The sequence below is a fragment of the Parasphingopyxis sp. genome, assembly GCF_052168275.1.
Classification (GTDB): Bacteria; Pseudomonadota; Alphaproteobacteria; order Sphingomonadales; family Sphingomonadaceae; genus Parasphingopyxis.
Genome location: NZ_JBQLZM010000003.1, coordinates 22,195 through 43,504 on the forward strand (window position 1 = coordinate 22,195; position 21,310 = coordinate 43,504).

The following is a 21,310-nucleotide window of genomic DNA, read 5'->3' on the forward strand; positions in this document are numbered from 1 at the left end:
CGCTCACAGGTCCGGGAATCGCCGGACCTCGAGACGGGTTATCGGCAACGCGCCTAAAAGGCCATGCGAGCACCCGGCTCCGGATCGCTTCGCGAAACGCAAACCTCGGCCGACGGCTCAGCCTGCCGCCGACAGCGCGACATGGCGCTTCATATGGTGATCCACATTTCCGAATTCGGAGTCGAAGATCGTCAGCCGTTTGAAATAATGGCCGATCGCGAGCTCGTCGGTCATCCCCATGCCGCCATGGATCTGGATCGCCTCCTGTCCGACATGATGCGCCGCCTGGCCGACCCGGACCTTGGCGCTCGCCACGGCTCGCTTTCGCTCCTTGGGCTCATCGTCCAGCCGAAGCGTGGCGAGATAGGTCATCGAGACCGATTGCTCATATTCCATGAACATGTCCACCATGCGATGCTGCAGCACCTGGAAGCTGCCGATCGGCATCCCGAACTGCTTGCGCTGGCGCGAATATTCGACGGTCATTTCATGCGCGACCTTCATCGCGCCGCAGGCCTCGGCGCACTGCGCCGCTATCGCTTCATCGACGACGCGGCCGATCAGCGGCAAGGCTGCGCCCTCCTCCCCGATCAGCGCTTCGGCCGGCACCGCGACATTCTCGAAATAGACTTCCGATGCGCGCCGCCCGTCGACGGTCGGATAGTCGCGCGTCGTCACGCCGTCGGCATCCTTGGGCACGATAAAGACGGAAATACCCTCCCGGTCGCGCCGCTCGCCGCTCGTCCGGGCGGTCACAACCAGGTGCGAGGCCCAGGGCGCGCCGATCACGACGGCCTTGTGCCCACTGAGGAGATAACCGTCGCCATCGCGCCTGGCGGTCGTTTCGAGATCGGCCAGATCGTAGCGGCCGCGGGGTTCGGCATAGGCGAAGGCGAAGACCCGGCTGCCGTCGATGATTCCGGCGAGATGCTCGGCCTTCTGCGCATCGCTGCCCGCATGTTTGAAGAACCCGCCGGCACAGACGACGGTCGGCACGAACGGCTCGACGACGAGGCCCTTGCCGAACTCCTCCATCACGATCAGCGAATCGACGGCGCTGCCGCCAAACCCGCCGTCCGCCTCGGAAAACGGCATGCCGAGCAGCCCGAGTTCGGCAAGCTGCGCCCAGATTTCCGGCCGCCAGCCGCTTTCGCTTTCCACGACCGAACGGCGCGTGTCGAAATCATATTGCTCGCGCACCATCCGGGCGAGGCTGTCGCGCACCATTTCCTGTTCTTCGGTGAAGTTGAAATCCACAAATGCTCTCCCGGGTTCCGGCCTTACAGGCCGAGAATCATCTTGGTGATAATGTTGCGCTGGATCTCGTTCGAACCGCCATAGATCGACGTTTTGCGCATGTTGAAATAGGTCGCGGCCGAATGCTGGGCATAATCGGGTCCGATCGGATATTCGTTCGAACCGGCATCGGCGACCGCGCGATAATAGGGCGTTCCGTAATGGCCGACCGCCTCGAGTGTCAGCTCGGTCAGCCGCTGCTGGATCTCGGTGCCCTTGATTTTCAGGATCGAACTTTCCGGACCCGGGCCGCGCCCGGCCTGTTCGCCGGCCAAGGTCCTGAGCTCGGTAATCTCGAGCGCCGCCAGATCGATTTCAAGCTGGCTCACCTTGCGCGCGAAATCGAAGTCGCTGATCAGCGGTTCGCCGTCGAGCATCTCGGCTTTCGCGATTTCGCGCAGCTGCTCCACGCCGCGCTTCGAGCGCGCGACGCCGGCGATCCCGGAGCGCTCATGGGCAAGCAGGAACTTGGCATAGGTCCAGCCCTTATTCTCTTCGCCGACGAGATTTTCGACCGGCACACGGACGTCGGTCAGCCACGTCTCGTTGACCTCGTAGCCGCCGTCGATCAGCTTGATCGGCCGGACCTCGATCCCCGGCGTGTTCATGTCGACGAGGATGAAACTGATGCCTTCCTGCGGCCGCGCCGCGTCGGGATCGGTCCGGCACAGGAAAAAGCCCCAATCGGCATATTGCGCCAGCGTCGTCCAGGTCTTCTGGCCGTTGATCACATAGTGATCGCCGTCCCGCACCGCCGTCGTCTTGAGTGAAGCCAGATCGGACCCGGCGCCAGGTTCCGAATAGCCCTGGCACCACCAGACGTCGCCGCTCCGGATACCCGGAAGATGCTGTTCCTTCAGAGCCTCGCTGCCGAAGCTGTAGATGACCGGCCCGACCATCGACACGCCGAACGGCAGCGGCATGATCGCGTTCACCCGGGCATTTTCCTCCGACCAGATATAGCGCTGGGTCGGCGTCCAGCCGGTGCCGCCATATTCGACCGGCCAGGAGGGAACGGACCAACCCTTCTCGCCGAGAATCCTGTGCCAGGCGAGCATGTCCTCGCGATCGAGATCCTCGCGCAATCCGATATTGCGGAGATGGTCGGGATAATTCTCTTCGATGAAGGCGCGCACTTCGTCGCGAAACGCCAGCTCTTCGGGGCTGAATTCGAGGTTCATCGGGCAGCTCTCCTCGCTCTGAAACCGAACCGTTGCAGGAAACAACCTACTCACTGACTTGCCGGGACCGGCATAGTCAAGCGTGTAGGACAGATTGTACGTGATTGCGCCGTTTGCCCGGCGATCGCATTGGCCCTCAAACGAGAGGGGCCGATCGCGAACCGGCCATAGCGCCGAAGTCCTGCGCGAACGCCCGTCCAGGCAAAGACACGAACGCCGGACGTTGAATGCCGGGTCGAACCCCAGGTTTCTTCAGGCCGCGATCAGATGTTCCGACTGCGGTTCCGCTTCGAGCCATGCCCAGGCGTCGGCTTCCTCGTCGCTCTCGAAGCAGCGAATCTCGATCCGGAACATGGGATCCAGCGCTTCGATCATCGTCTGCATCCAGCGGGGCGCGCCGACCACCGCATAGCGATCCAGCGTCCGTATCATGTCGCGCTTCATCGCCCAGAAGTCATCGTCCATCAGGCCGGCCGGCGCGAGGCCGCGATAGCTTTTGACCCGCCCCAGCAACCGCTTGGGTCTGCCGATTTCGAGCCGGTCCTTGAAATGATCGACCACGGCGTCGAGCTCCTCCGCCGACACTTTCCCGTTCAACTCGAATCCCAGCACGTCGGGATTGTCGGTCTCGATGATCTTGAACGATGGGCGGTGCGGCGATTCTTCCCGGCCTTCGACCCAGGCCAGCGCCTGGTCGCGTTCGTCCATCGTGTAGGTTTCATAGGCGATGCCGGGCAGCAGGGCGCTTTCGATCCGCGTCGCCCAGCGGATCCATCGCGTGTCGCTGACGACCGCGACCCGCCCGAACCGGTCGAGCTTGCCGATCATCTGCCAGCCGCGCGCCATCTGCTGGCCGAAGCCTTCGGTATCGAATCCCTCATAATCGCCGATCTCGAAGAAGAGATGGGTCTTTTCGTTCGCCGCGATCGCGGCCTCGATCCGGTCGAACATCTCCTCCATTTCGGCCTTGGAAATATGGCCGCCCATTTTCGCGACGATCACATCGTCGGCGCTCGGCAGGAATTCCAGCATCTAAACCTCCTTTTCGCATCGTCGTCGAATATATCGGTCAAGGGTATCGCGGCGCCGCTGCCGGCGACTTGACCCAACGCAACTTCGAGCGTTTCAAAAGGGCGGAGTTGCGGGGCCGCTATGCTATGACCTGCACCGTCCAAGGGAAGCGATGCCGATGGCGAACATGCGTGCGATGCAACTCGATACACCCGGCCGGGCTCTCGGCATGGTCGAACGGCCGATGCCGATTCCGGAAGGTAGGGACCTGCTCATCGAGATCGGGGCCTGCGGCGTCTGCCGTACCGACCTGCACGTCGTCGACGGGGATATTCACGGCCATCTGCCGATCGTTCCCGGTCATGAGATAGTGGGACGGGTTGCCGCCCTCGGTCCGGAAGCGAAGGGTTTCGCACTGGGCGGCCGGATCGGCGTTCCCTGGCTCGGGCAGACGTGCGGCCGCTGCCGCTATTGCCGTTCGGACCAGGAAAATCTGTGCGACGACCCGGTCTTCACCGGATTCTCGCGCGACGGCGGATTTGCCAGCCATGTCGTCGCCGATGCTCGATTTTGCCTGCCGATTCCCGACGCCTTCGACGACGCCCATGCCGCGCCGCTGCTCTGTGCCGGACTGATCGGATACCGGTCGCTCGGCATGGCGGGCGACGGCACGGAAATCGGACTTTACGGATTCGGAGCCGCCGCACATATCGTGGCGCAGGTGGCGATCTGGCAGGGCCGGACCGTTTACGCCTTTACCCGGGAGGGGGATGAGGCGGGCCAGAAACTTGCCCGCGCATTGGGTTGCGCCTGGGCCGGAGCCTCGGGCAAAACGCCGCCGACGGAACTGGACGCCGCGATCATCTTCGCACCCGTCGGCGCTCTCGTTCCCACGGCACTGCGAGCGGTGCGCAAGGGCGGCCGCGTGGTCTGCGCGGGCATCCATATGAGCGACATTCCGGGCTTTCCCTATGTCGATCTCTGGGAGGAACGCTCGATCCGGTCGGTCGCCAACCTGACCCGCGAGGACGGCGCGGCCTTTCTCGATATCGCCGCCAGAATTCCGGTCCGGACCCATGTGACGGTGCTGCCGTTGGGCGACGCCAATACCGCGCTCGACCGGCTCCGCGCCGGCGAGGTGGACGGCGCTATCGTATTATGCCCGTGATGCGAGTTGGCCCCGCCGCCGGCGCCTAGACCTTGTCGGCGTAGATGAGCCTGCCGGGCCCGAGCCGATCGAGCACCTGCGCGATATCGGCCTGCGAAAAGGCGAAGCAGCCTTCGCTGCGGCCGAGCTTGCCCTGCTCCCTGACCACTTCCGGATTGGCATACCAGGCCGAATGGATGACGATCGCGCGCGCTTCGGCATTGCTGTTTTCCGGGTCGAGGCCCGCCAGCCGGCGCGACGGGCCATGGCTGCCCGAATAGGCCCGGCCGGTCAGATAGGCGCCCGAGGACGTCGCGGCGGACCCAGGCACGTTGGAGAAGTGCTGCAGCCAGCCGCTATGGGACGGATCGGATCCCCGGCCATGGGCTACCAACAGGCGCTCGGTGCGTCCGCTTGCAAGATCGATAATGGAAAAGCGCGGCAGGCGCGACGGCGCGTTGAAATCGGCGACGCCGATCACGTCACGATGGACGATCGCGTCCTGGTGGCGTTGCAGGGCGGCAAGTGCTCGCTGGACGAGATCTCCAGTCGGTGCTGCGGCCGTTGCCGGGGCGGTGGCGGCCGCCGGGATGCTCGCCGCGAGCGCGCCGCCCGCGGCGATAAACTGTCTGCGCGAAATTCTGACCATCGAAAACACTCACTCCAAACGACGATGAACCAAGGAATATCTTTGTCCCCCGCGCGCCTGCCTATAGGTAGAAGCCCGTATTTGCCGCATGAGCGGCTTGGCGGAGAAAGTTCCGATGAAAACGCTCATTTCCGCGCTGTTCGGGATATCGCTCGGCCTCGCTGCGCCCGCCCCGGCGCAGGATGAATCGACCGAAATCCCGCTCGCCGACATTCCGACCGAGACGACAGCGTTGCCGGATCATCCGTATCCGACCGCGCTACAGGACGCCTATGCTGCGGAAAGCGATCCCGCGCGACGCGCGACGATCGCCGCCAATATCGAACGCTGGCGGCGGATGCCCGCCTCGCTCGGGCCGCGCTATCTGATCGTCAATGCGGCCGCCTTCGAAGTCACTCTGTGGGAAGGCCGGCGCGAAATGGGCCGCTGGCGCGTGATCGTGGGTACGCCGCGCACGCCAACCCCGATTTTCCAGGCCGAAGTTTCGGGCGTGATCTTCAATCCCTGGTGGGAAATCCCGGCCAGTATCGCGGCCGAGGGCATCGCCTCGATGGTCCGCAACCGGCCGGCGGCAGCCCGGCAGCGCGGCTATGTCTACCAGGACGGCCGCTACCGGCAGAGGCCCGGCGCCGGCAACGCGCTCGGCCTGATGAAGCTGGTCATGCCCAATCCCTATAGCGTGTTCCTGCATGACACCTCGAACCGCACCTTGTTCGAGCGGGACGTCCGCGCGCTCAGCCATGGCTGTGTCCGCGTCGGCGACGCGATGGGTTTCGCAACGGAGCTGCTGGCGGCACGGCCGGGCTGGAACCGGGCGCGCACCGACGAAATCGTCGCTTCCGGCCAGACGATGCGGATCGACCTGCCCGAACCGATCCCCGTCTATATCGGCTATTTCACGGCCGAACCGGCCGAAGACGGCACGATCCGCTATTTCGCAGACATCTATAACCGCGACCGGCGATCGGCGCAGCTGAGCGCGGTCGAGGCGGACATGGAGGAAGCGGATTCGCGCTGTCGCGTCTGAAAGGTGAAGGGCCTGCGGTTTGACCGAATCTCGTTCCGCTGGGAATCCGATCCAGCCTTCCGCAGGCCCCCACCTGTTGAGTCATCGCCGAATGGCATCGCTCTGCTATGCTTGCGCACGGGAAGAACGGGATAGCCTTCGACTCGTCATCAGGCAGTTCTGATTATGGGATGGCGGCGGGCCGCGCGATTGACGCGGATCAAGTCCCGCGAAAATTTTTCCGGCCCCATCACCCAGCCGGCCAAAGCGCCCGGATATCGCGCGGCAGACCACTTTTGATGTCGTCTACCTCGCCCGGCGAAAGACGCGCATCCAGCAACGCGAACACCGCGCGGACCGCGGCCTCCGGATCGGCATTCGGATCGGTATCGAAGGCGGCTTCCACCGCATCGATGAACTCGGCCGCACGCTTGTAGTCGGTTTGCGGACTGGAGGGCCGCCAACCCTCGTAATAGATTCCGCGCACCAAGATCGGCAGCTGTGCGGCGACATGCACCGCCTCGTTGACCTGCAGGCGATCCCGCAGCACATGCAGGGCCGATCTCAACAACCGATACGCCCGCTTCTTGTCATCCCAGTCGAGCAGCTTCATCAGCTCGTCGAGCCAGATATTGGCGTCCTGAACCGCCTTGTCGAATATTCGCAAACCCAGCGCACTCATGGCTGATCTCCTCAGATTGTTGGGCCTTGCCGAAGCACGATTCAGCCATAGGCCGGACAGGCGCCGTCGGCCGGCCGGCCGACTTCGATCGCGGCCGGCGACGCCTCCAGCGCGTCTTCCTCGATGAAGATCGTCTTCCACTGGCCGCTTTCGCCCGGAAAATTGTCGAACATGGCGGCGACGAGATACGGCATGATTTCGTTCAACCGGCTGTTGATGCCGATGCTCTTCGTGCGGCCCTCGAACAGCGGCAATGATTGCGGTTCGCCGGCCGACCGAATGTCCATCCGCAGCTCGCGCACATATTGCGCGACGGTCGAAACCACCGGCGGCTCCCAGCAACGATAGCCGTACCACTGCGGATTGAAGGGCTCGCCGCTGCGGTAATAATAGCGATAGGAGCAGCGCGGCCAGGACGAGATGATCCGCGGCGCGCCCTCATGGATCGAATAGTCGATCTCGGCGATGAGCGAGGCATTTCCGGCGTCCGCGGCAGGCGTGTATCCCGCATTTGCGAGCCGTTCCTCCAGCATCGTGCGGTACCCCGCGAACTCGAGACTGGATTGCGCGCGTGGATCGGCGGCGACGACCGCCACCGTCTCGCCGGTGGGCGGTGGCAAGCGATGAAGACGGTACACGTCGCACGATACGCCCGGCGTGCAGGCCGACACGAACAGCGCGGCCATGACGGCGATGAAGGCGGCACGGAAGAACGGCAGAGAATGATTCATCATATGTCGATGATGCCGCCATTCGACCGACGTCGGATTGCGTTCGATCAAGTTACGGCGACGGGGCCGCGCCGCGGTGGAATTAGATCGCGCAATTGATTTTGCGCAATTCGCCGGGCCGCGAAAGCCGGCACTATGCAAACATGATGTTCAGTTCTGTTTTGCGTAATTTCGAGGGGGAGCGATGACGATGGGGATGATGAAGGCCGCTGTTTTCGTGGAGCCGGGCCGGATCGTGATCGACGACAAGCCGGTTCCCGATATCGGCCCGACCGAGGCCCTGATCAAAATCACGACAACGACGATTTGCGGCACGGATGTCCATATCCTGAAGGGCGAGTATCCGGTCGAGCCGGGCCTGACGGTGGGCCATGAACCCGTTGGCATCATCGCGGCGCTGGGTTCGGCCGTTAAAGGGTTTCGCGAAGGCGAACGGGTGATCGCGGGTGCGATCACGCCATGCGGCCAGTGTTTTTCCTGCCTTGACGGGCATCTCGCTCAATGCCGCGGCGAAGCCATCGGCGGCTGGCGGTTCGGCAATACGATCGACGGAGCGCAGGCGGAATATCTGCTCGTTCCCGATGCAGCCGCGAACCTGACGCTCGTCCCCGAGCATCTGAGCGACGAGCAGGTGCTGATGTGCCCCGACATCATGTCGACCGGCTTTGCCGGCGCCGAAAGCGGCGGGATCCGGATCGGCGATACGGTGGCCATCTTCGCCCAGGGGCCGATCGGCCTGTGCGCCACCGCCGGCGCGAAACTGTGCGGCGCGACGCGGATCATAACGGTGGAAACCGTGCCGGAACGAATCGCCATGTCCAAGGCGATGGGTGCGGATGTCGTCATCGATTTCAATACCGAAGACCCCGTCGACCGGATCATGGAGCTGACCCAGGAGCGCGGAGTCGATGTCGCGATCGAGGCATTGGGAAAGCAACAGACCTTCGAGGCCTGCCTGCGTGTCGCCAAGCCCGGCGGCACGGTATCGAGCCTCGGCGTCTATTCAGGGAAACTGTCGCTGCCCGTCGACGCATTCGCGGCCGGACTGGGGGATCACCATATCGTCACGACATTATGCCCGGGCGGCAAGGAGCGGATGCGGCGCCTGATCGAGGTCGTCGCCTCGGGCCGGATCGATCTCAAACCGCTGGTGACTCACCGGTTCGACCTGGAGGATATCGAAGCGGCCTACGACCTGTTCGCGCATCAGCGCGACGGCGTATTGAAAATCGCCGTTACGCCCTAATGCGAGGCGAGGCCCATTATGCGCCCGGGATCGACGACGCGGATGCAGTCATGCTTCTCGATCCGCACGGCGCCGATATCCTTCAGTTTCCGGAAGGAGCGGCAAACGGTTTCCGGGGTCAGCGCGAGATAGGCGGCGATATCGGTTTGCGGCATAGGCAACACCGTTTCGTCGCCATGACCGAGCCGTGCGCAGACATCGGCGAGAAATGAACACATGCGCGCAAGCGCACCTTGCCTGCCGAGCAGCAGGCTGCGCGTATAGCTGGCTTCCAGTTCGGAGCGAACGGTGCCGAACAGCGTGTCGTCGAGATTCTGCGTGCAGCGCAATTCTTCGGTCCAGCATTCGACGCCCTGGGTCGAATAGCGAACCTCGGTAACCGCTTCGGCGGTATACCGGCAACGTCCGCCGAGCGGCACTCCGATCACATCGCCGGGAAAGAAGAAGCCGGTGACCTGCCGCTCGCCTTCCGACGAAAAATTGACGCTGCGAACGACGCCCGCCTCGATCCGGAACAGCTGCCGCGCCTCGTCGCCTTCCCAGAACAGGGCCTGTCCGGGCGAGACATGAACGGCAAGGGTGCGGCGACAGGTAGGCTCCCGATGAAGTGGTATGACGTTTCCCGCGAATTCCGGTTCCATGGCGTCCTCCCGAGGGTCGAAATCGAACGAGTGCAATGTGCGGTTCGCCAACCGGGTCGGGGAGTCGGGGCTTATACCTATGGCGCGTCAGAATCCGCGTCTTGCAGTACGGACAAAGCGCTACGCCCCGTTATGGATGCCGAGCCGGATCGCCATTCGAACGATATCCGCAAGGTTTTTCGCCTCCATCTTCGTCATGACGCGCGCGCGATGGATTTCGACCGTCCGGGGGCTGCACCCCAGATTATAGGCGATGACCTTGTTGGGCTGGCCAGTGACCAACTCGCGGAAAACATCCATCTCCCGCGGGGTGAGCGTATCCATTCGGGCGGCGAGCTCGGCGCGCTCCGCCGATTGCGCGCGCGCCGCTCCGCGTTCCGAGACGGCCTTTTCCACCGCGTCCATCAGCCGGGTATCGAGGAACGGCTTTTCGAGGAAATCCGCCGCCCCTTTCTGGATCGCCGAAACCGCAAGATCAACGTCGCCATGTCCGGTCATCATGATGACCGGCAGGGCCGGATCGCGGCGCTGGAGCTGCTCGAGGATGTCCATGCCGTCATGCTTGGGCATCCGGATATCGAGCATGACGCAATCCGCTTCGCGCAGATCCGCATCGGCGAGGAATTTCTCGGCATCGTCATGCGTTTCGATCGCATAGCCGGCGAGCTTGAGACGGCTGCCGAGCGCATCGAGGATCGCGGGATCATCGTCGACGAGAATGACCGTTGCCATCCCTAGCCCTCGGTCGAAGCGGGAATGGCGAAACAGAGTCGGGCACCGTTGGCCGGGCGATCCTCCGCCCAGATCGTCCCGCCATGCGCCGTGACGATCGACCGGCAGATGGCGAGGCCTATGCCCAGCCCGTTGCTGTTGCCGCTCACGAACCGGTCGAAAAGATCGTCGCGCAATTTGGGATCGATGCCGGTGCCGGTATCCTCGACGCATATCTGGACGTGCGTATCGCGGTGCGGCTTGGCCGATATCCGGATAAGCGGCACCTCGGCATCGCTCAACGCTTCCACGGAATTGCGAAGGAGATTGTGGAGCACCTGCTGAATCTGCACCGGTTCGACGCGGACCGCCGGCAGGTCTTCGGGGATATCGAGCTCGACCGCGATCCGCTTCTTTTCGCTTTCCAGCAGCGAGAGATCGACGGCTTCGCGGATCAAAGGTTCGAGCGCGCAACGTGTCTTTTCGCCACCCGTAAAGCGGACGAACCGTCTGAGCGACCGGATGATATCGCCGGTGCGTTCGGTCTGCCGGTTCGCCTTTTCGATGAACTCCAGCGCGGATGCGATATCGGCGTCTTTCTCGGAAAGCTGATGGCTGGCCGCGCTCAGATACTGGTTGATCGCCGCCAGCGGCTGGTTGATCTCGTGCGCCAGCCCGGTCGCCAGTTCGCCCATCGATGCGACGCGCGCCATGTGCTGCATCGCCGTGCGCATCTCCTCTTCCCGCGCTTTTGCGCGTTCTTCCTCGGTCAGGTCGTGCAGCAACCCGACAAATAGCGGCTCTCCGCCGTCCCAAACCTCCGCAACCCTGATGAACACGGGAAAAAGCGATCCGTCCTTGTGTCGCGCTTCGACTTTGCGGCCGACGCCTATAATGTGCGGCTCGTGGGTTTCGACATAGCGCGCGATATAGGCGTCATGACGGTCGTGATGCGGCGAAGGCATCATCAGATTCACATTCTCGCCGATCAATTCGTCGCCCGAATAGCCGAACATCGTCGTTGCCGCGGCGCCGATCGACTGGATGATGCCGCGGCGGTCGATCGTCACGATCATGTCCGGCGACAGGGACAACAGCGCGTTCAACAACAGGTCCCGCCGGGCGAGCTCCGTATCCGGTTCTTTGGGCACATTCATGGCTGGCTCCCACGGGTTGGACATCGCATGTCGGGCGGATTCCATGCAAGCGCTCTGCGCGCCCGATTTGCCGGGATGACAGTCCGAGCGGTTGACGCCGATCAACTCGCGACTCGCCGTGTGCGACGAATATGGGCATTCCGGTCGGACTTGCGAAGCGTCGGTCCCGGAAGGCGCCGACTGTCGAATCCGATCGGCCCGGACCAATCAGAGGAGGCTTATCATGACCGACGGACCGCCCGTTCCCGGATTGCGAGGCCGCTATGGTCTCCAGCTCCATCCGTTTCGCAGGCTGCAGGATCAGGTCGACCGGCTGTTCGAGGATTTCGGCGGCCTGTCGATCGCGTCCGACGATCTTTCGATGAAACCGAAAATCGATCTCAAGGAGACCGAAGCCGGCTTCGAATTGACCGCCGAAATGCCGGGCGTGGCAAAGGACGATGTCGATCTTCGCGTGACCGAAGACAGTGTCACGCTCCGCGCCGAGAAGAAAAGCACGCGCGAGGAAAAGGAGGACGACTACCAGATGGTCGAGCGCCGCTTCGGCACCTTCCAGCGCGCCATGCGGTTGCCGACCCATGTCGATCCAGACGAGGTATCGGCCGAATTCAAGGACGGGGTGCTCAAGGTCATCCTGCCCAAGGCCGCGGACGCCGAGCCGGATTCGCGGAAGGTGGAAATCGGATAACGCGATCGGGTGCCGCCATACCCTTTGCGTGGCGGTAACCCCGATGGGTGACGGCAGCCGATCCCTGCGCATCAAGCGACCCGGATGCGCCCGGCTGCCGTCTCTTTTTCCGGCTTTCGAAAGTTGACGCGGATCAATAACTTCCCATGATCGGTCGGCCACTATGGCCGCATCCAACTGACCCGCGTAGATATCCGAATTGCCCGGCAAATTTGCCGCGCATGATTGGAACCAGGAGGCCCGATTGACCACCGCGACCGTCGACAAGCCGGAAGACGACACGACATTGCAGAAAGCCCGTTCGATCGTCGAAGCGGCGGGCAAGAATGAAAAGGCCAGGCCTTTCGTTCGCTGCTTCTTCGACGAACCCACCTTCACCGCCAGCTACGTCATCCACGATCCGACGACGATGAAGGCCGCCATCATCGACTCGGTGCTCGATTACGACGCACCGTCGGGCCGCACCTCGCACGCGTCCGCCGACGCGATCATCGCCTATGTGAAGGATCAGGATCTCGACGTCGAATGGCTGCTCGAAACCCACGCCCATGCCGATCACCTGTCCGCCGCTCCCTATCTGCAGGAAAAGCTGGGCGGGGCGATAGCGATCGGCCGCGAGATACTGACCGTCCAGAAAGTGTTCGGCGCGCTGTTCAACACCGGTCCCGGTTTCGCGCAGGATGGATCGCAGTTCGACAGGCTGTTCAACGATGGCGACCGCATCCAATTGGGTGAGATCCAGGGCGTCGTGATGCATGTTCCCGGTCATACGCCGGCCGACCTCGCCTATGTGATCGGCGATGCGGCCTTTATCGGCGACACGCTGTTCATGCCCGATTACGGCACGGCGCGGGCCGACTTCCCGGGCGGCGATGCGCATATACTCTACCGGTCAATCCGGCGGCTCCTCTCGTTGCCCGGCGAAACCCGGCTGTTTCTCTGCCACGATTACAAGGCGCCGGGCCGCGACGAATTCGCGTGGGAGACAACGGTGGCCGACGAACGCGACCATAATATCCACGTCCATAACGGCGTGTCGGAGGAAGAATTCGTCGCAATGCGCACGGCGCGGGACGCGACGCTCGCCATGCCGACGCTGATCCTGCCGTCGATCCAGGTGAATATGCGCGGCGGGCATTTCCCCGAGCCGGAGGATAATGGCACGCGCTACCTCAAGATTCCTCTGAACGCCGTCTGACGATGATCCCTGATTACGCCATGCCCGTCCAGGGCCTGATCGGCGGCCTGATGATCGGTCTGGCGGCCGCGGTCATGCTGCTCGGACTGGGGCGGATCGCCGGCGTCAGCGGACTGCTGGCCCGCATGATGCGGATTTCCGACAGCGGGCCGCCGCTGGTGTTGGCGGGGATGTTCGTCGTCGGTCTCCCGCTCGGCGCATTCATGGTGGCGCTGCTCTCCGGTCCGATCGAAACCCGGTTTCCGGAGTCCGCGGCCGTCCTGATCGTCGGCGGGCTCGTCGTTGGCTTCGGCACGCGCCTCGGCAGCGGCTGCACGAGCGGTCATGGCGTATGCGGCCTGTCCCGCCTCTCGAAACGCTCGGTCGTCGCAACTCTGTGTTTCATGGGCGCGGGGTTTGCAACGGTCGCTGCGATGAACGCACTGGGACTGGGCTGGTGATCCGCATGGCGATCCTGGCGCTCGGATCGGGCACGCTGTTCGGCGCCGGGCTGGCGATATCGGGCATGGCCGATCCGACCCGGGTGCGCGATTTTCTCGACCTGTTCGGCCGCTGGGACCCGACCCTCGCCTTCGTGATGGCCGGCGCCATCCTGCCGATGGCGATCGCCTGGCAGGTCCAGCGCCGTCTCGCCTCCCCGTTGGCATCCTCGGAGTTCAACATCCCCTCGACAACCGGAATCGACGGCAAGCTGGTCGGCGGATCGCTGCTGTTCGGGGTCGGATGGGGCGTTGCCGGTCTGTGCCCGGGGCCCGCCATTGCCGGGCTCGCTCTCAGGCCGTCCGAAGCGCTGATCTTCGTCGTGGCGATGATCGTCGGGATGATGATCCATCGCAGCCTGAGCCGCCCGGCGTCCGCCGAAACGCTGGTCACCGAGAAGGGGTGAAGCCATGGCCGCCAAAAATCTCTCGTCAGGTTCCGACAGTACGGCCAATCGCGCGTCGCAAAGGCATGAGATACTGATCGTCGGTGGCGGATCGGCCGGGATAGCGGTCGCCGCCTCCCTCCTGCAGCGCGATGGCGACCTCTCGATCACCATCGTCGAACCGCGCGAAACCCATTATTATCAGCCCGGTTGGACAATGGTGGGCGGCGGCATATTCGAACGCAGCCAGACGCACCGGCCGATGGCAAGCGTCATCCCGAAAGGCGTGCACTGGATCCGCGCCCGCGTCGCGCAATTCGCGCCGGACCGCGATACGATAATCCTCGAAGACGGAACGCAGCTGTCCTACGGCGTCCTGATCGTGGCGGCCGGCATCAAGCTCGACTGGGCGCAGATCGACGGCCTCCCGGACGCGCTCGGCAGGAACGGCGTCACCTCCAACTATACGTTCGAAACCGCGCCTTATACTTGGCAACTGGTGCAGTCGCTCGAGGAAGGCGTCGCGCTGTTCAGCCAGCCGCCGATGCCGATCAAATGCGCCGGCGCCCCGCAAAAGGTGATGTACCTGGCGTGCGACCATTGGCGGCACTGGGGCCGGCTGCCGAACATCGATGTCGCCTTTCACACCAGCACGCCCGCGCTGTTCGGCGTCGCCGACTATGTCCCCGCGCTGCAAAGCTATGTCGAGAAATACGGGATCGAGCTGCGACTGGAATCGCGCCTGATCGCCGTCGATGGCGCGGCCCAACGCGCGACCTTCGCCGAAGCCGGCGGCGAGGTGACGCGCGATTTCGACATGCTGCACATCACGCCGCCGCAGGTTGCGCCGGACTTTATCGCCGAAAGCCCGTTGGCGGCGGAGAACGGCTTCGTCGAGGTCGATGACGAAACGCTCCGCCATCGGCGCTACGGCAACGTCTTCGCGCTGGGCGATGTCTGCTCGGCGCCCAATGCCAAGACCGCCGCGGCCGTCCGCAAACAGGCGCCGATAGTCGCCTGGAACGTCCTTGCCATGCTGAGCGGCACCGGCCGCCACGCCGCCTATGACGGCTATGGCTCCTGCCCCCTGACCGTCGAGCGCGGCAAGATCGTGCTCGCCGAATTCGGCTATGGCGGCGAATTGCAGCCGACCTTCCCGCGCTGGCTGATCGACCCGACCCGACCTTCGCGACTGGCCTGGCATCTGAAGGCGTCGTTGCTGCCCTGGGTCTATTGGAACGGGATGCTGCGCGGGCACGAATGGCTGGCCGGACCGAAGATCGTGCCCGGAGCGATGGAGCCGCCCGAGACGGATTCCGCCCAAACCGAATCCGCGGCCGGTTGAGTCGGAATTCCGCCCGCCTGATGCGATTGTCCCGCTATTTTCCGATCCTCGACTGGGGCCGGCACTATACCGGCTCGACGCTGACCAGCGATCTGGTCGCGGCGATCATCGTCACCATAATGCTGATCCCGCAAAGCCTCGCCTATGCGATGCTCGCGGGGCTACCGCCGGTTGTGGGGCTTTACGCCTCCATCCTGCCGCTCCTCGCCTATGCGCTGTTCGGCACGAGCCGGACCTTGGCCGTCGGCCCGGTCGCCGTCGTTTCGCTGATGACCGCGGCGGCGGCCGGAACGGTCGCTGTGGCCGGATCGGCCGATTACATCGCCGCGGCGCTTATCCTCGCAACGCTTTCGGGGATCATCCTGCTGGCGATGGGCCTGATGCGGCTCGGTTTTCTGGCAAACCTGCTATCGCATCCGGTGGTATCGGGCTTCATCACCGCGAGCGGCATCATCATCGCGACCAGCCAGTTGAAACACATACTCGGCATCGAGGCGGGCGGGCACGCCATGCCCGAACTGCTCTCCGGGCTCTGGGCCAATATCGCCGATACCAACGGACCCACGTTGGCGATCGGTGTCGCATCGCTGCTCTTTCTCTTCTGGGTCAGAAAGAGCCTCAAGCCGCTACTGATCCGGATCGGGCTGGCGCCGCGCCCGGCCGATCTCCTCGCCAAGGCCGGGCCGGTCTTCGCGGTCATCGCCACCATCGTCGCCGTCCTTCTGCTCGGGCTCGAAGAGCGCGGTGTGAACACCGTCGGCGTTATCCCCTCCGGCCTGCCGCCGATCGGCGCACCGCTGTTCGACGCTGAACTCTGGCTGGCGCTCGCCATCCCGGCGCTGCTGATCAGCATCATCGGGTTCGTGGAATCGGTCTCGATCGCCCAGACCCTCGCCGCCAAGCGCCGGCAGCGCATTGCGCCCGATCAGGAGCTCGTCGGGCTCGGCGCCGCCAATATCGCGGCCGGCTTTTCGGGCGGCTATCCGGTAACCGGCGGATTCGCCCGCTCGGTCGTCAATTTCGATGCGGGTGCGGAAACGCCGGCAGCCGGCGCCTTCACGGCGATCGGCATTGCGGTGGCGGCATTGATGTTGACGCCGCTGCTCCAGGCGCTGCCCGTCGCGACGTTGGCGGCGACGATCATCGTCGCGGTGCTGAGTCTCGTCGATCTGAGAACGCCGCTCGTGACCTGGCGCTATTCCAAGGCCGATTTCGCGGCGATGGCGATCACCATCGCGGGAACGCTGCTGCTGGGCGTCGAGACCGGCGTGATCGCCGGGGTCGCGCTCAGCCTGGCGCTGTTCCTGTGGCGCTCGTCGCGACCGCATGCCGCGGTCATCGGCCGCGTTCCGAACACGGAGCATTTCCGCAATGTCGAGCGGCACAAGGTCATCACCCTCCCGCACGTGCTGATGATCCGGGTGGACGAAAGCCTCACCTATCTCAACGCGCGCTGGCTGGAAGAATATGTGCTCGAACAGGTGGCGGACCATCCCGAACTCAAGCACCTCGTGCTGATGTGCTCCGCGGTCAACGAGATCGACGCCTCCGCACTCGAAAGCCTGGAGGCGATCAACCACCGGCTGGCGGACGCGAATGTCGAGTTTCACCTGTCCGAGGTGAAAGGCCCCGTGATGGACCGGCTCGAGGCTTCCCCCTTTCTCGACGCACTGACCGGCGAGATATTCCTGTCGCAGAACCAGGCGTTCGCCGAACTGGCCAAGCGCACCGAGAGCGCCGACATCCGGAAACCCGAACTGGATCCCTACGGGCCGCGCGGTCTGATATAGGGGTCCGCGGGAGGGCGCGATGACACTCGAACACAGCCACGATCCGGCGGCGATCTCGGCACGCCTGGCCGATGGCTCGAAGCCCTCCTATGTCCGCGATTTCGTCTATGGCGGGATCGACGGGGCGATCACCACCTTCGCCATCGTCGCGGGGGTGGTGGGCGCCGCGCTATCGGCCAACGTCATCCTGATCCTCGGCCTCGCCAACCTGCTGGCGGACGGTTTCTCGATGGCAGCCAGCAATTATAGCGGAACCAAGACGGTCGTCGACAATGTCGAACGGGTCAGGGAGATCGAAGCCCGTCACGTCCGGATCGACCCCGACGGCGAGCGCGAGGAGGTCCGGCAGATCCTTGCGCAAAGCGGGCTCGCCGGATCGACGCTGGACCGGGCGGTCGAGGCGGTCACCGCCGATCGCCAGCGGTGGATCGATTTCATGGTCGCCGAGGAATATGGCTTGGGCGCTACCAATCCCTCCCCGCTGCGTGCCGGCATCGCGACCTTTTCGGCCTTCGCGATCTGCGGCGCTGTGCCCCTGCTGCCTTTTCTCGTCGCCATCGCCGATCCGCTCGCTGTCTCGATCGCCATGACGGGAACAGTCTTTGTCGCGATCGGCGCCGCGAAGAGCCGCTGGGCGCTCACCGCCTGGTGGCGCTCGGGTCTGGAAACGCTGTTCATCGGCGGAACCGCGGCGGGCCTCGCCTATCTCACCGGCTATCTGCTGCGCACGATCTGGGACATCAGCGTCTGAACCGGCGCTGCTCGGTACCGCCCGGCCAAACTCGCCAATATTTGACATATATCAAATCGATTGCCGCGCGCCCTCTATAGGGAGACGGAATGCACATACGCCTTTCTCTCGCCTGGCTGGTCGTTGCGGCACTATGCGGCCCGGCCTCTGTCGCGCGTGCCGCGGACGGCGACCGCGCCGAAGAACGCCCGTCGATCATCGATCCCTATGTCGATTTCCGATACCGGCTGGAGCTGGTCGACCAGGATGGCCTCCCGAATGACGCCACCGCCTCGACGTTGCGGATCCGGGCTGGCGCCCGCACCCGGGAATGGCACGGGCTGAGCGCCCATATCGAAGCCGAAGCGATAGTGCATCTCGGCGCCGACGACTTCAACGACACCGTCAACGGCCGGACGGCCTTTCCGGTCGTCGCCGATCCGGACGATCTGTTGCTCAACCAGGCCTATGTCCGCTGGCAGCTGCCCGACCGCGTCGATGCGCAGGCCGGCCGCCAGGCCATCAATCTCGATAACCAGCGCTGGATCGGTTCGGTCGGCTGGCGGCAGAACGACCAGACCTATGACGCCGTCCTGGCAACCGCGCATCCGTCTGCCGCGACCAGCCTGACTTATGGCTATGCATGGCGGGTCAACCGGATATTCGGTCCCGACTCCCCCATGGGCATCTGGCGGGACAACGACATCCACATGATTCGCGGCTCGGTCGACGTAACGAATTTCGGCACGATCAGCGCCTATGGCTATCTGCTCGATATCCCGGATGCGCCTGCGAACTCGTCGCGGACCTGGGGCCTGCGCCTGACGGGACAGCGGCCGGTCGGCGGGAACGTCAGGCTCACCTATGCCGCGGAATATGCGCGGCAGAGCGATCATGCCGGATACCCGCGCGACTTCTCGCTCTCCTATCTTCTCCTCCAGCCGGGCGTAACGGTCGGGCCGGTCGCGTTTCAGCTGGGCTATGAACGGCTGGCCGGCAACGGCGTGGACGCCCTGCAGACCCCGCTGGCAACGCTCCACGCGTTCAACGGCTGGTCCGACAAATTTCTGCGGACTCCGCCGGACGGCCTGCGCGATCTCTATGCGGACGCCACCATCCGGCCGTTTCGATCGGGATTCCTGGAGAATGCAGCCTTCCGGATCGTCTATCACGATTTCCGGTCGACCCGCGGGGACATCCATTACGGCCGCGAGTGGAATGCGCAATTTTCGATCCCGCTGCGTCCGGGCTGGTCGTTGGCGCTCAAATATGCGGACTATGACGCGGACCGCTTCGCGACCGACACCCGCAAATTCTGGCTGACCACGCAGATAGGATTTTGACCGGTCCCGCCCCGATGACGGCCGGAGACCGGCGCCGGGCCTATGCCGGCCCCGCCTTTCTGAGCCATGGTTTCCGTCCTTTCTTCTTTCTCGGCGCCTGTTGGGCGGCGATCGCGATCCCGCTCTGGCTGGCGGCCTTCACCCATGGCTATGGGATCGGCGGCGATGCGATGCGCTGGCATGCGCACGAAATGCTGTTCGGCTATCTGGCGGCGATCGTCGCCGGGTTCCTGATGACCGCGATCCCGAACTGGACGGGCCGATTGCCGGTGATGGGGCTGCCGCTCTTCCTGTTCGTGCTGGTCTGGCTCGCCGGACGCATTGCCATGGTCGTCGGGAACGGCGTTCCCGCTTCCGCGATCGACAGCGCCTTCCTGATCCTCCTCGCCGGGTTCGCATGGCGCGAGGTGCTGCGCGGCAAGAATTGGCGCAACCTTCCGGTCTGCATTTTCGTCAGCCTGTTCGCGCTGGGAAACGTCCTGTTTCATCTTGAAAGCCATGCGGCGCTTCCGGCCAATATCGGCCAGCGCCTGGGGCTGTCGGTCGCCGTCATGCTGATGACGCTGATCGGCGGGCGGATCATTCCGTCCTTCACGATCAACTGGATGAAGAAGCAGGGAACGCGCCCCCTTCCCGCCCCGTTCGGACCATTCGACAAGATCGCTCTGGCGCTCACGGGTTTGACGCTGATCGGCTGGATCGCGGCGCCGGACCAGGTGCTGGTCGGCTATGCGTTCATCGTTGTCGGCGCGCTCCATCTCGCCCGGCTGGCGCGCTGGCGCGGCTGGCGGACATTGGGCGAACCCTTGGTCGCCATACTGCACCTGGCCTATGCATGGCTGGTCGCCGCCTTCTTCACGTTGGGCGTCGCAATCGTGCGGCCGGACCTGATTACGCCGTCGCTGGCCTTGCACGTGCTGACGGCGGGGGCGATCGGGCAGCTGACCATGGCGGTGATGACACGCGCCAGCCTCGGCCACTGCGGCCGTCCGCTGGAGGCAGGCGCGGGCACGACGACCATCTACGCGCTGATCTTTCTCGGCGCGGCCGTGCGCGTCGCGGGGCCGTTCACCGCGGTCGATTATGCGCTATTGATGTCAGCGAGCGGACTGCTGTGGATATCGGGCTTCCTGCTGTTCGCGATCCTCTACGGCCCGATGCTCTTCACGCCGCGCCGTTCGTAAATCTCTTCCACCGCATCGATCAGCGGCGTCGGCTTGGCGAATTCGGCAAGCAGCGCCCGATCGTCGATATGGATATTCCCGCCCCGCACCCGGACGCCGTGCGCGGACAAGGCGCCAAAGGCCCGGGAGAGATTCTCGGGCGTCATGCCGAGCAAGGCGGCAATCGTTCCCTTGCCGGCCGGCAGTTTGAAATGGGTGGGATCGCCGCGCGCCTGGGACTGGCGAAGCAGGTAGTTGGCCAGCCGTTCGGCCGCCAGACGCAGCTTGATCTCCTTGTGCTGCTTGACGAGCTGGCGATAGGCCTTGGAGAGTTCGGCCGCCACGGCCGCGGCGAACGCCCTGTCCTCGGCGAAGCATCGCCGGATATGCTCGTTGGGTATCATCATGATCCGCGACGGCAGAAAGGTCCGCGCCGACATCAGGAAGACGGCGTCGTTCAGCACAGCCGCCAGGATGAAGGCCGATGTCGGCTCGATCACCGCCATCGTCGTTTCGCGGCCATTGTGACCGGCATAGAGCTCCACCGCGCCCTCGACGAGGACATAGAGGAAATCGGCCGGATCGCCCTCGCGGATCAGATCGACCTGGGGCGGAAAGGTCTGGAGCAACGCCGCTTCGACCAGCTCGTCGAATCGCTGATCGTCCATGTCGGCGAACAGCGGCAGGTTGCGCACGATCGGTATGTCTTCGGGGCGCATGCGCGTCTCTT

22 protein-coding genes are annotated in these 21,310 nt (G+C 64.1%); 12 read left to right on the forward strand and 10 right to left on the reverse strand.

The features are described from left to right. Positions 1 to 117: 117 nt before the first annotated feature. The 3 genes from ACTS1X_RS00245 to ACTS1X_RS00255 all read right to left on the reverse strand — a co-directional run bounded on the left by ACTS1X_RS00245 (position 118) and on the right by ACTS1X_RS00255 (position 3,509). Positions 118 to 1,257, reverse strand: a complete 1,140-nt coding sequence (locus ACTS1X_RS00245) for an acyl-CoA dehydrogenase family protein (protein WP_442612378.1) — start codon at positions 1,255 to 1,257, stop codon at positions 118 to 120. A gap of 23 nt (positions 1,258 to 1,280) precedes the next feature. After that, entirely contained in the window at positions 1,281 to 2,477 is a 1,197-nt protein-coding gene (locus ACTS1X_RS00250) for an acyl-CoA dehydrogenase family protein (RefSeq protein ID WP_442612379.1), read from the reverse strand. 252 nt (positions 2,478 to 2,729) lie between these two features. Further along, positions 2,730 to 3,509: an STAS/SEC14 domain-containing protein gene (locus ACTS1X_RS00255; protein WP_442612380.1), complete on the reverse strand. Its 780-nt coding sequence runs from the start codon at positions 3,507 to 3,509 to the stop codon at positions 2,730 to 2,732. A gap of 175 nt (positions 3,510 to 3,684) precedes the next feature. On the opposite strand from ACTS1X_RS00255, the gene ACTS1X_RS00260 reads away from it, so the two are divergent. Further along, the gene (locus tag ACTS1X_RS00260) at positions 3,685 to 4,656 is read left to right on the forward strand and encodes a zinc-dependent alcohol dehydrogenase family protein (protein ID WP_442612381.1); all 972 of its coding nucleotides are present in this window, start codon (positions 3,685 to 3,687) and stop codon (positions 4,654 to 4,656) included. A gap of 25 nt (positions 4,657 to 4,681) precedes the next feature. On the opposite strand, the gene ACTS1X_RS00265 is transcribed toward ACTS1X_RS00260, so the two are convergent. After that, complete coding sequence (locus ACTS1X_RS00265) at positions 4,682 to 5,284, reverse strand: murein L,D-transpeptidase catalytic domain family protein (RefSeq protein WP_442612382.1); 603 nt, start codon at positions 5,282 to 5,284, stop codon at positions 4,682 to 4,684. Positions 5,285 to 5,399: 115 nt separating this feature from the next. Here ACTS1X_RS00265 and ACTS1X_RS00270 point away from each other — a divergent pair, with 115 nt between their 5' ends. Beyond that, entirely contained in the window at positions 5,400 to 6,311 is a 912-nt protein-coding gene (locus ACTS1X_RS00270; protein ID WP_442612383.1) for a L,D-transpeptidase family protein, read from the forward strand. 229 nt (positions 6,312 to 6,540) lie between these two features. Here the strand turns inward: ACTS1X_RS00270 and ACTS1X_RS00275 are convergent, their stop codons facing one another. Continuing rightward, positions 6,541 to 6,972, reverse strand: a complete 432-nt coding sequence (locus tag ACTS1X_RS00275; RefSeq protein WP_442612384.1) for a DUF2267 domain-containing protein — start codon at positions 6,970 to 6,972, stop codon at positions 6,541 to 6,543. A 41-nt stretch (positions 6,973 to 7,013) separates the two neighbouring features. After that, the gene (locus tag ACTS1X_RS00280) at positions 7,014 to 7,706 is read right to left on the reverse strand and encodes a DUF4136 domain-containing protein (protein ID WP_442612385.1); all 693 of its coding nucleotides are present in this window, start codon (positions 7,704 to 7,706) and stop codon (positions 7,014 to 7,016) included. Positions 7,707 to 7,893: 187 nt separating this feature from the next. On the opposite strand from ACTS1X_RS00280, the gene ACTS1X_RS00285 reads away from it, so the two are divergent. After that, positions 7,894 to 8,949, forward strand: coding sequence for an NAD(P)-dependent alcohol dehydrogenase (locus tag ACTS1X_RS00285; RefSeq protein WP_442612422.1), 1,056 nt, complete (start codon positions 7,894 to 7,896; stop codon positions 8,947 to 8,949). On the opposite strand, the gene ACTS1X_RS00290 is transcribed toward ACTS1X_RS00285, so the two are convergent. The 3 genes from ACTS1X_RS00290 to ACTS1X_RS00300 form a co-directional block, all read right to left on the reverse strand. Beyond that, positions 8,946 to 9,590, reverse strand: a complete 645-nt coding sequence (locus tag ACTS1X_RS00290) for a helix-turn-helix domain-containing protein (RefSeq protein WP_442612386.1) — start codon at positions 9,588 to 9,590, stop codon at positions 8,946 to 8,948. The genes ACTS1X_RS00285 and ACTS1X_RS00290 overlap by 4 nt on opposite strands. Before the next feature lie 120 nt (positions 9,591 to 9,710). Further along, positions 9,711 to 10,322: a response regulator transcription factor gene (locus tag ACTS1X_RS00295; protein ID WP_442612387.1), complete on the reverse strand. Its 612-nt coding sequence runs from the start codon at positions 10,320 to 10,322 to the stop codon at positions 9,711 to 9,713. 2 nt (positions 10,323 to 10,324) lie between these two features. Further along, the gene (locus tag ACTS1X_RS00300) at positions 10,325 to 11,458 is read right to left on the reverse strand and encodes a sensor histidine kinase (protein ID WP_442612388.1); all 1,134 of its coding nucleotides are present in this window, start codon (positions 11,456 to 11,458) and stop codon (positions 10,325 to 10,327) included. A 223-nt stretch (positions 11,459 to 11,681) separates the two neighbouring features. On the opposite strand from ACTS1X_RS00300, the gene ACTS1X_RS00305 reads away from it, so the two are divergent. The 9 genes from ACTS1X_RS00305 to ACTS1X_RS00345 all read left to right on the forward strand — a co-directional run bounded on the left by ACTS1X_RS00305 (position 11,682) and on the right by ACTS1X_RS00345 (position 20,601). Then, positions 11,682 to 12,146 carry an Hsp20/alpha crystallin family protein gene (locus tag ACTS1X_RS00305; RefSeq protein ID WP_442612389.1) on the forward strand — a complete coding sequence of 155 codons (465 nt, stop codon included), beginning with the start codon at positions 11,682 to 11,684 and terminating at the stop codon, positions 12,144 to 12,146. Between the two features lie 244 nt (positions 12,147 to 12,390). Then, positions 12,391 to 13,344: an MBL fold metallo-hydrolase gene (locus ACTS1X_RS00310; protein WP_442612390.1), complete on the forward strand. Its 954-nt coding sequence runs from the start codon at positions 12,391 to 12,393 to the stop codon at positions 13,342 to 13,344. 2 nt (positions 13,345 to 13,346) lie between these two features. Then, positions 13,347 to 13,784: a YeeE/YedE family protein gene (locus ACTS1X_RS00315; RefSeq protein WP_442612391.1), complete on the forward strand. Its 438-nt coding sequence runs from the start codon at positions 13,347 to 13,349 to the stop codon at positions 13,782 to 13,784. A 5-nt stretch (positions 13,785 to 13,789) separates the two neighbouring features. Further along, positions 13,790 to 14,230: a DUF6691 family protein gene (locus ACTS1X_RS00320; protein WP_442612423.1), complete on the forward strand. Its 441-nt coding sequence runs from the start codon at positions 13,790 to 13,792 to the stop codon at positions 14,228 to 14,230. Positions 14,231 to 14,234: 4 nt separating this feature from the next. After that, on the forward strand, positions 14,235 to 15,554 hold the full coding sequence (locus ACTS1X_RS00325; RefSeq protein WP_442612392.1) for an FAD-dependent oxidoreductase: 1,320 nt from the start codon (positions 14,235 to 14,237) through the stop codon (positions 15,552 to 15,554). Positions 15,555 to 15,574: 20 nt separating this feature from the next. Continuing rightward, entirely contained in the window at positions 15,575 to 17,344 is a 1,770-nt protein-coding gene (locus ACTS1X_RS00330) for a SulP family inorganic anion transporter (protein ID WP_442612393.1), read from the forward strand. 19 nt (positions 17,345 to 17,363) lie between these two features. Then, positions 17,364 to 18,095, forward strand: a complete 732-nt coding sequence (locus tag ACTS1X_RS00335; RefSeq protein ID WP_442612394.1) for a VIT1/CCC1 transporter family protein — start codon at positions 17,364 to 17,366, stop codon at positions 18,093 to 18,095. An 89-nt stretch (positions 18,096 to 18,184) separates the two neighbouring features. Further along, positions 18,185 to 19,417: an alginate export family protein gene (locus tag ACTS1X_RS00340; RefSeq protein ID WP_442612395.1), complete on the forward strand. Its 1,233-nt coding sequence runs from the start codon at positions 18,185 to 18,187 to the stop codon at positions 19,415 to 19,417. Next, a complete protein-coding gene (locus ACTS1X_RS00345; RefSeq protein ID WP_442612396.1) occupies positions 19,414 to 20,601 on the forward strand; it encodes an NnrS family protein in 1,188 nt (395 codons plus the stop codon). The genes ACTS1X_RS00340 and ACTS1X_RS00345 overlap by 4 nt, the downstream gene beginning before the upstream one ends. Here the strand turns inward: ACTS1X_RS00345 and ACTS1X_RS00350 are convergent. Next, on the reverse strand, positions 20,565 to 21,299 hold the full coding sequence (locus ACTS1X_RS00350) for a cyclic nucleotide-binding domain-containing protein (protein WP_442612397.1): 735 nt from the start codon (positions 21,297 to 21,299) through the stop codon (positions 20,565 to 20,567). The genes ACTS1X_RS00345 and ACTS1X_RS00350 overlap by 37 nt on opposite strands. Between the last annotated feature and the right edge of the window lie 11 nt (positions 21,300 to 21,310).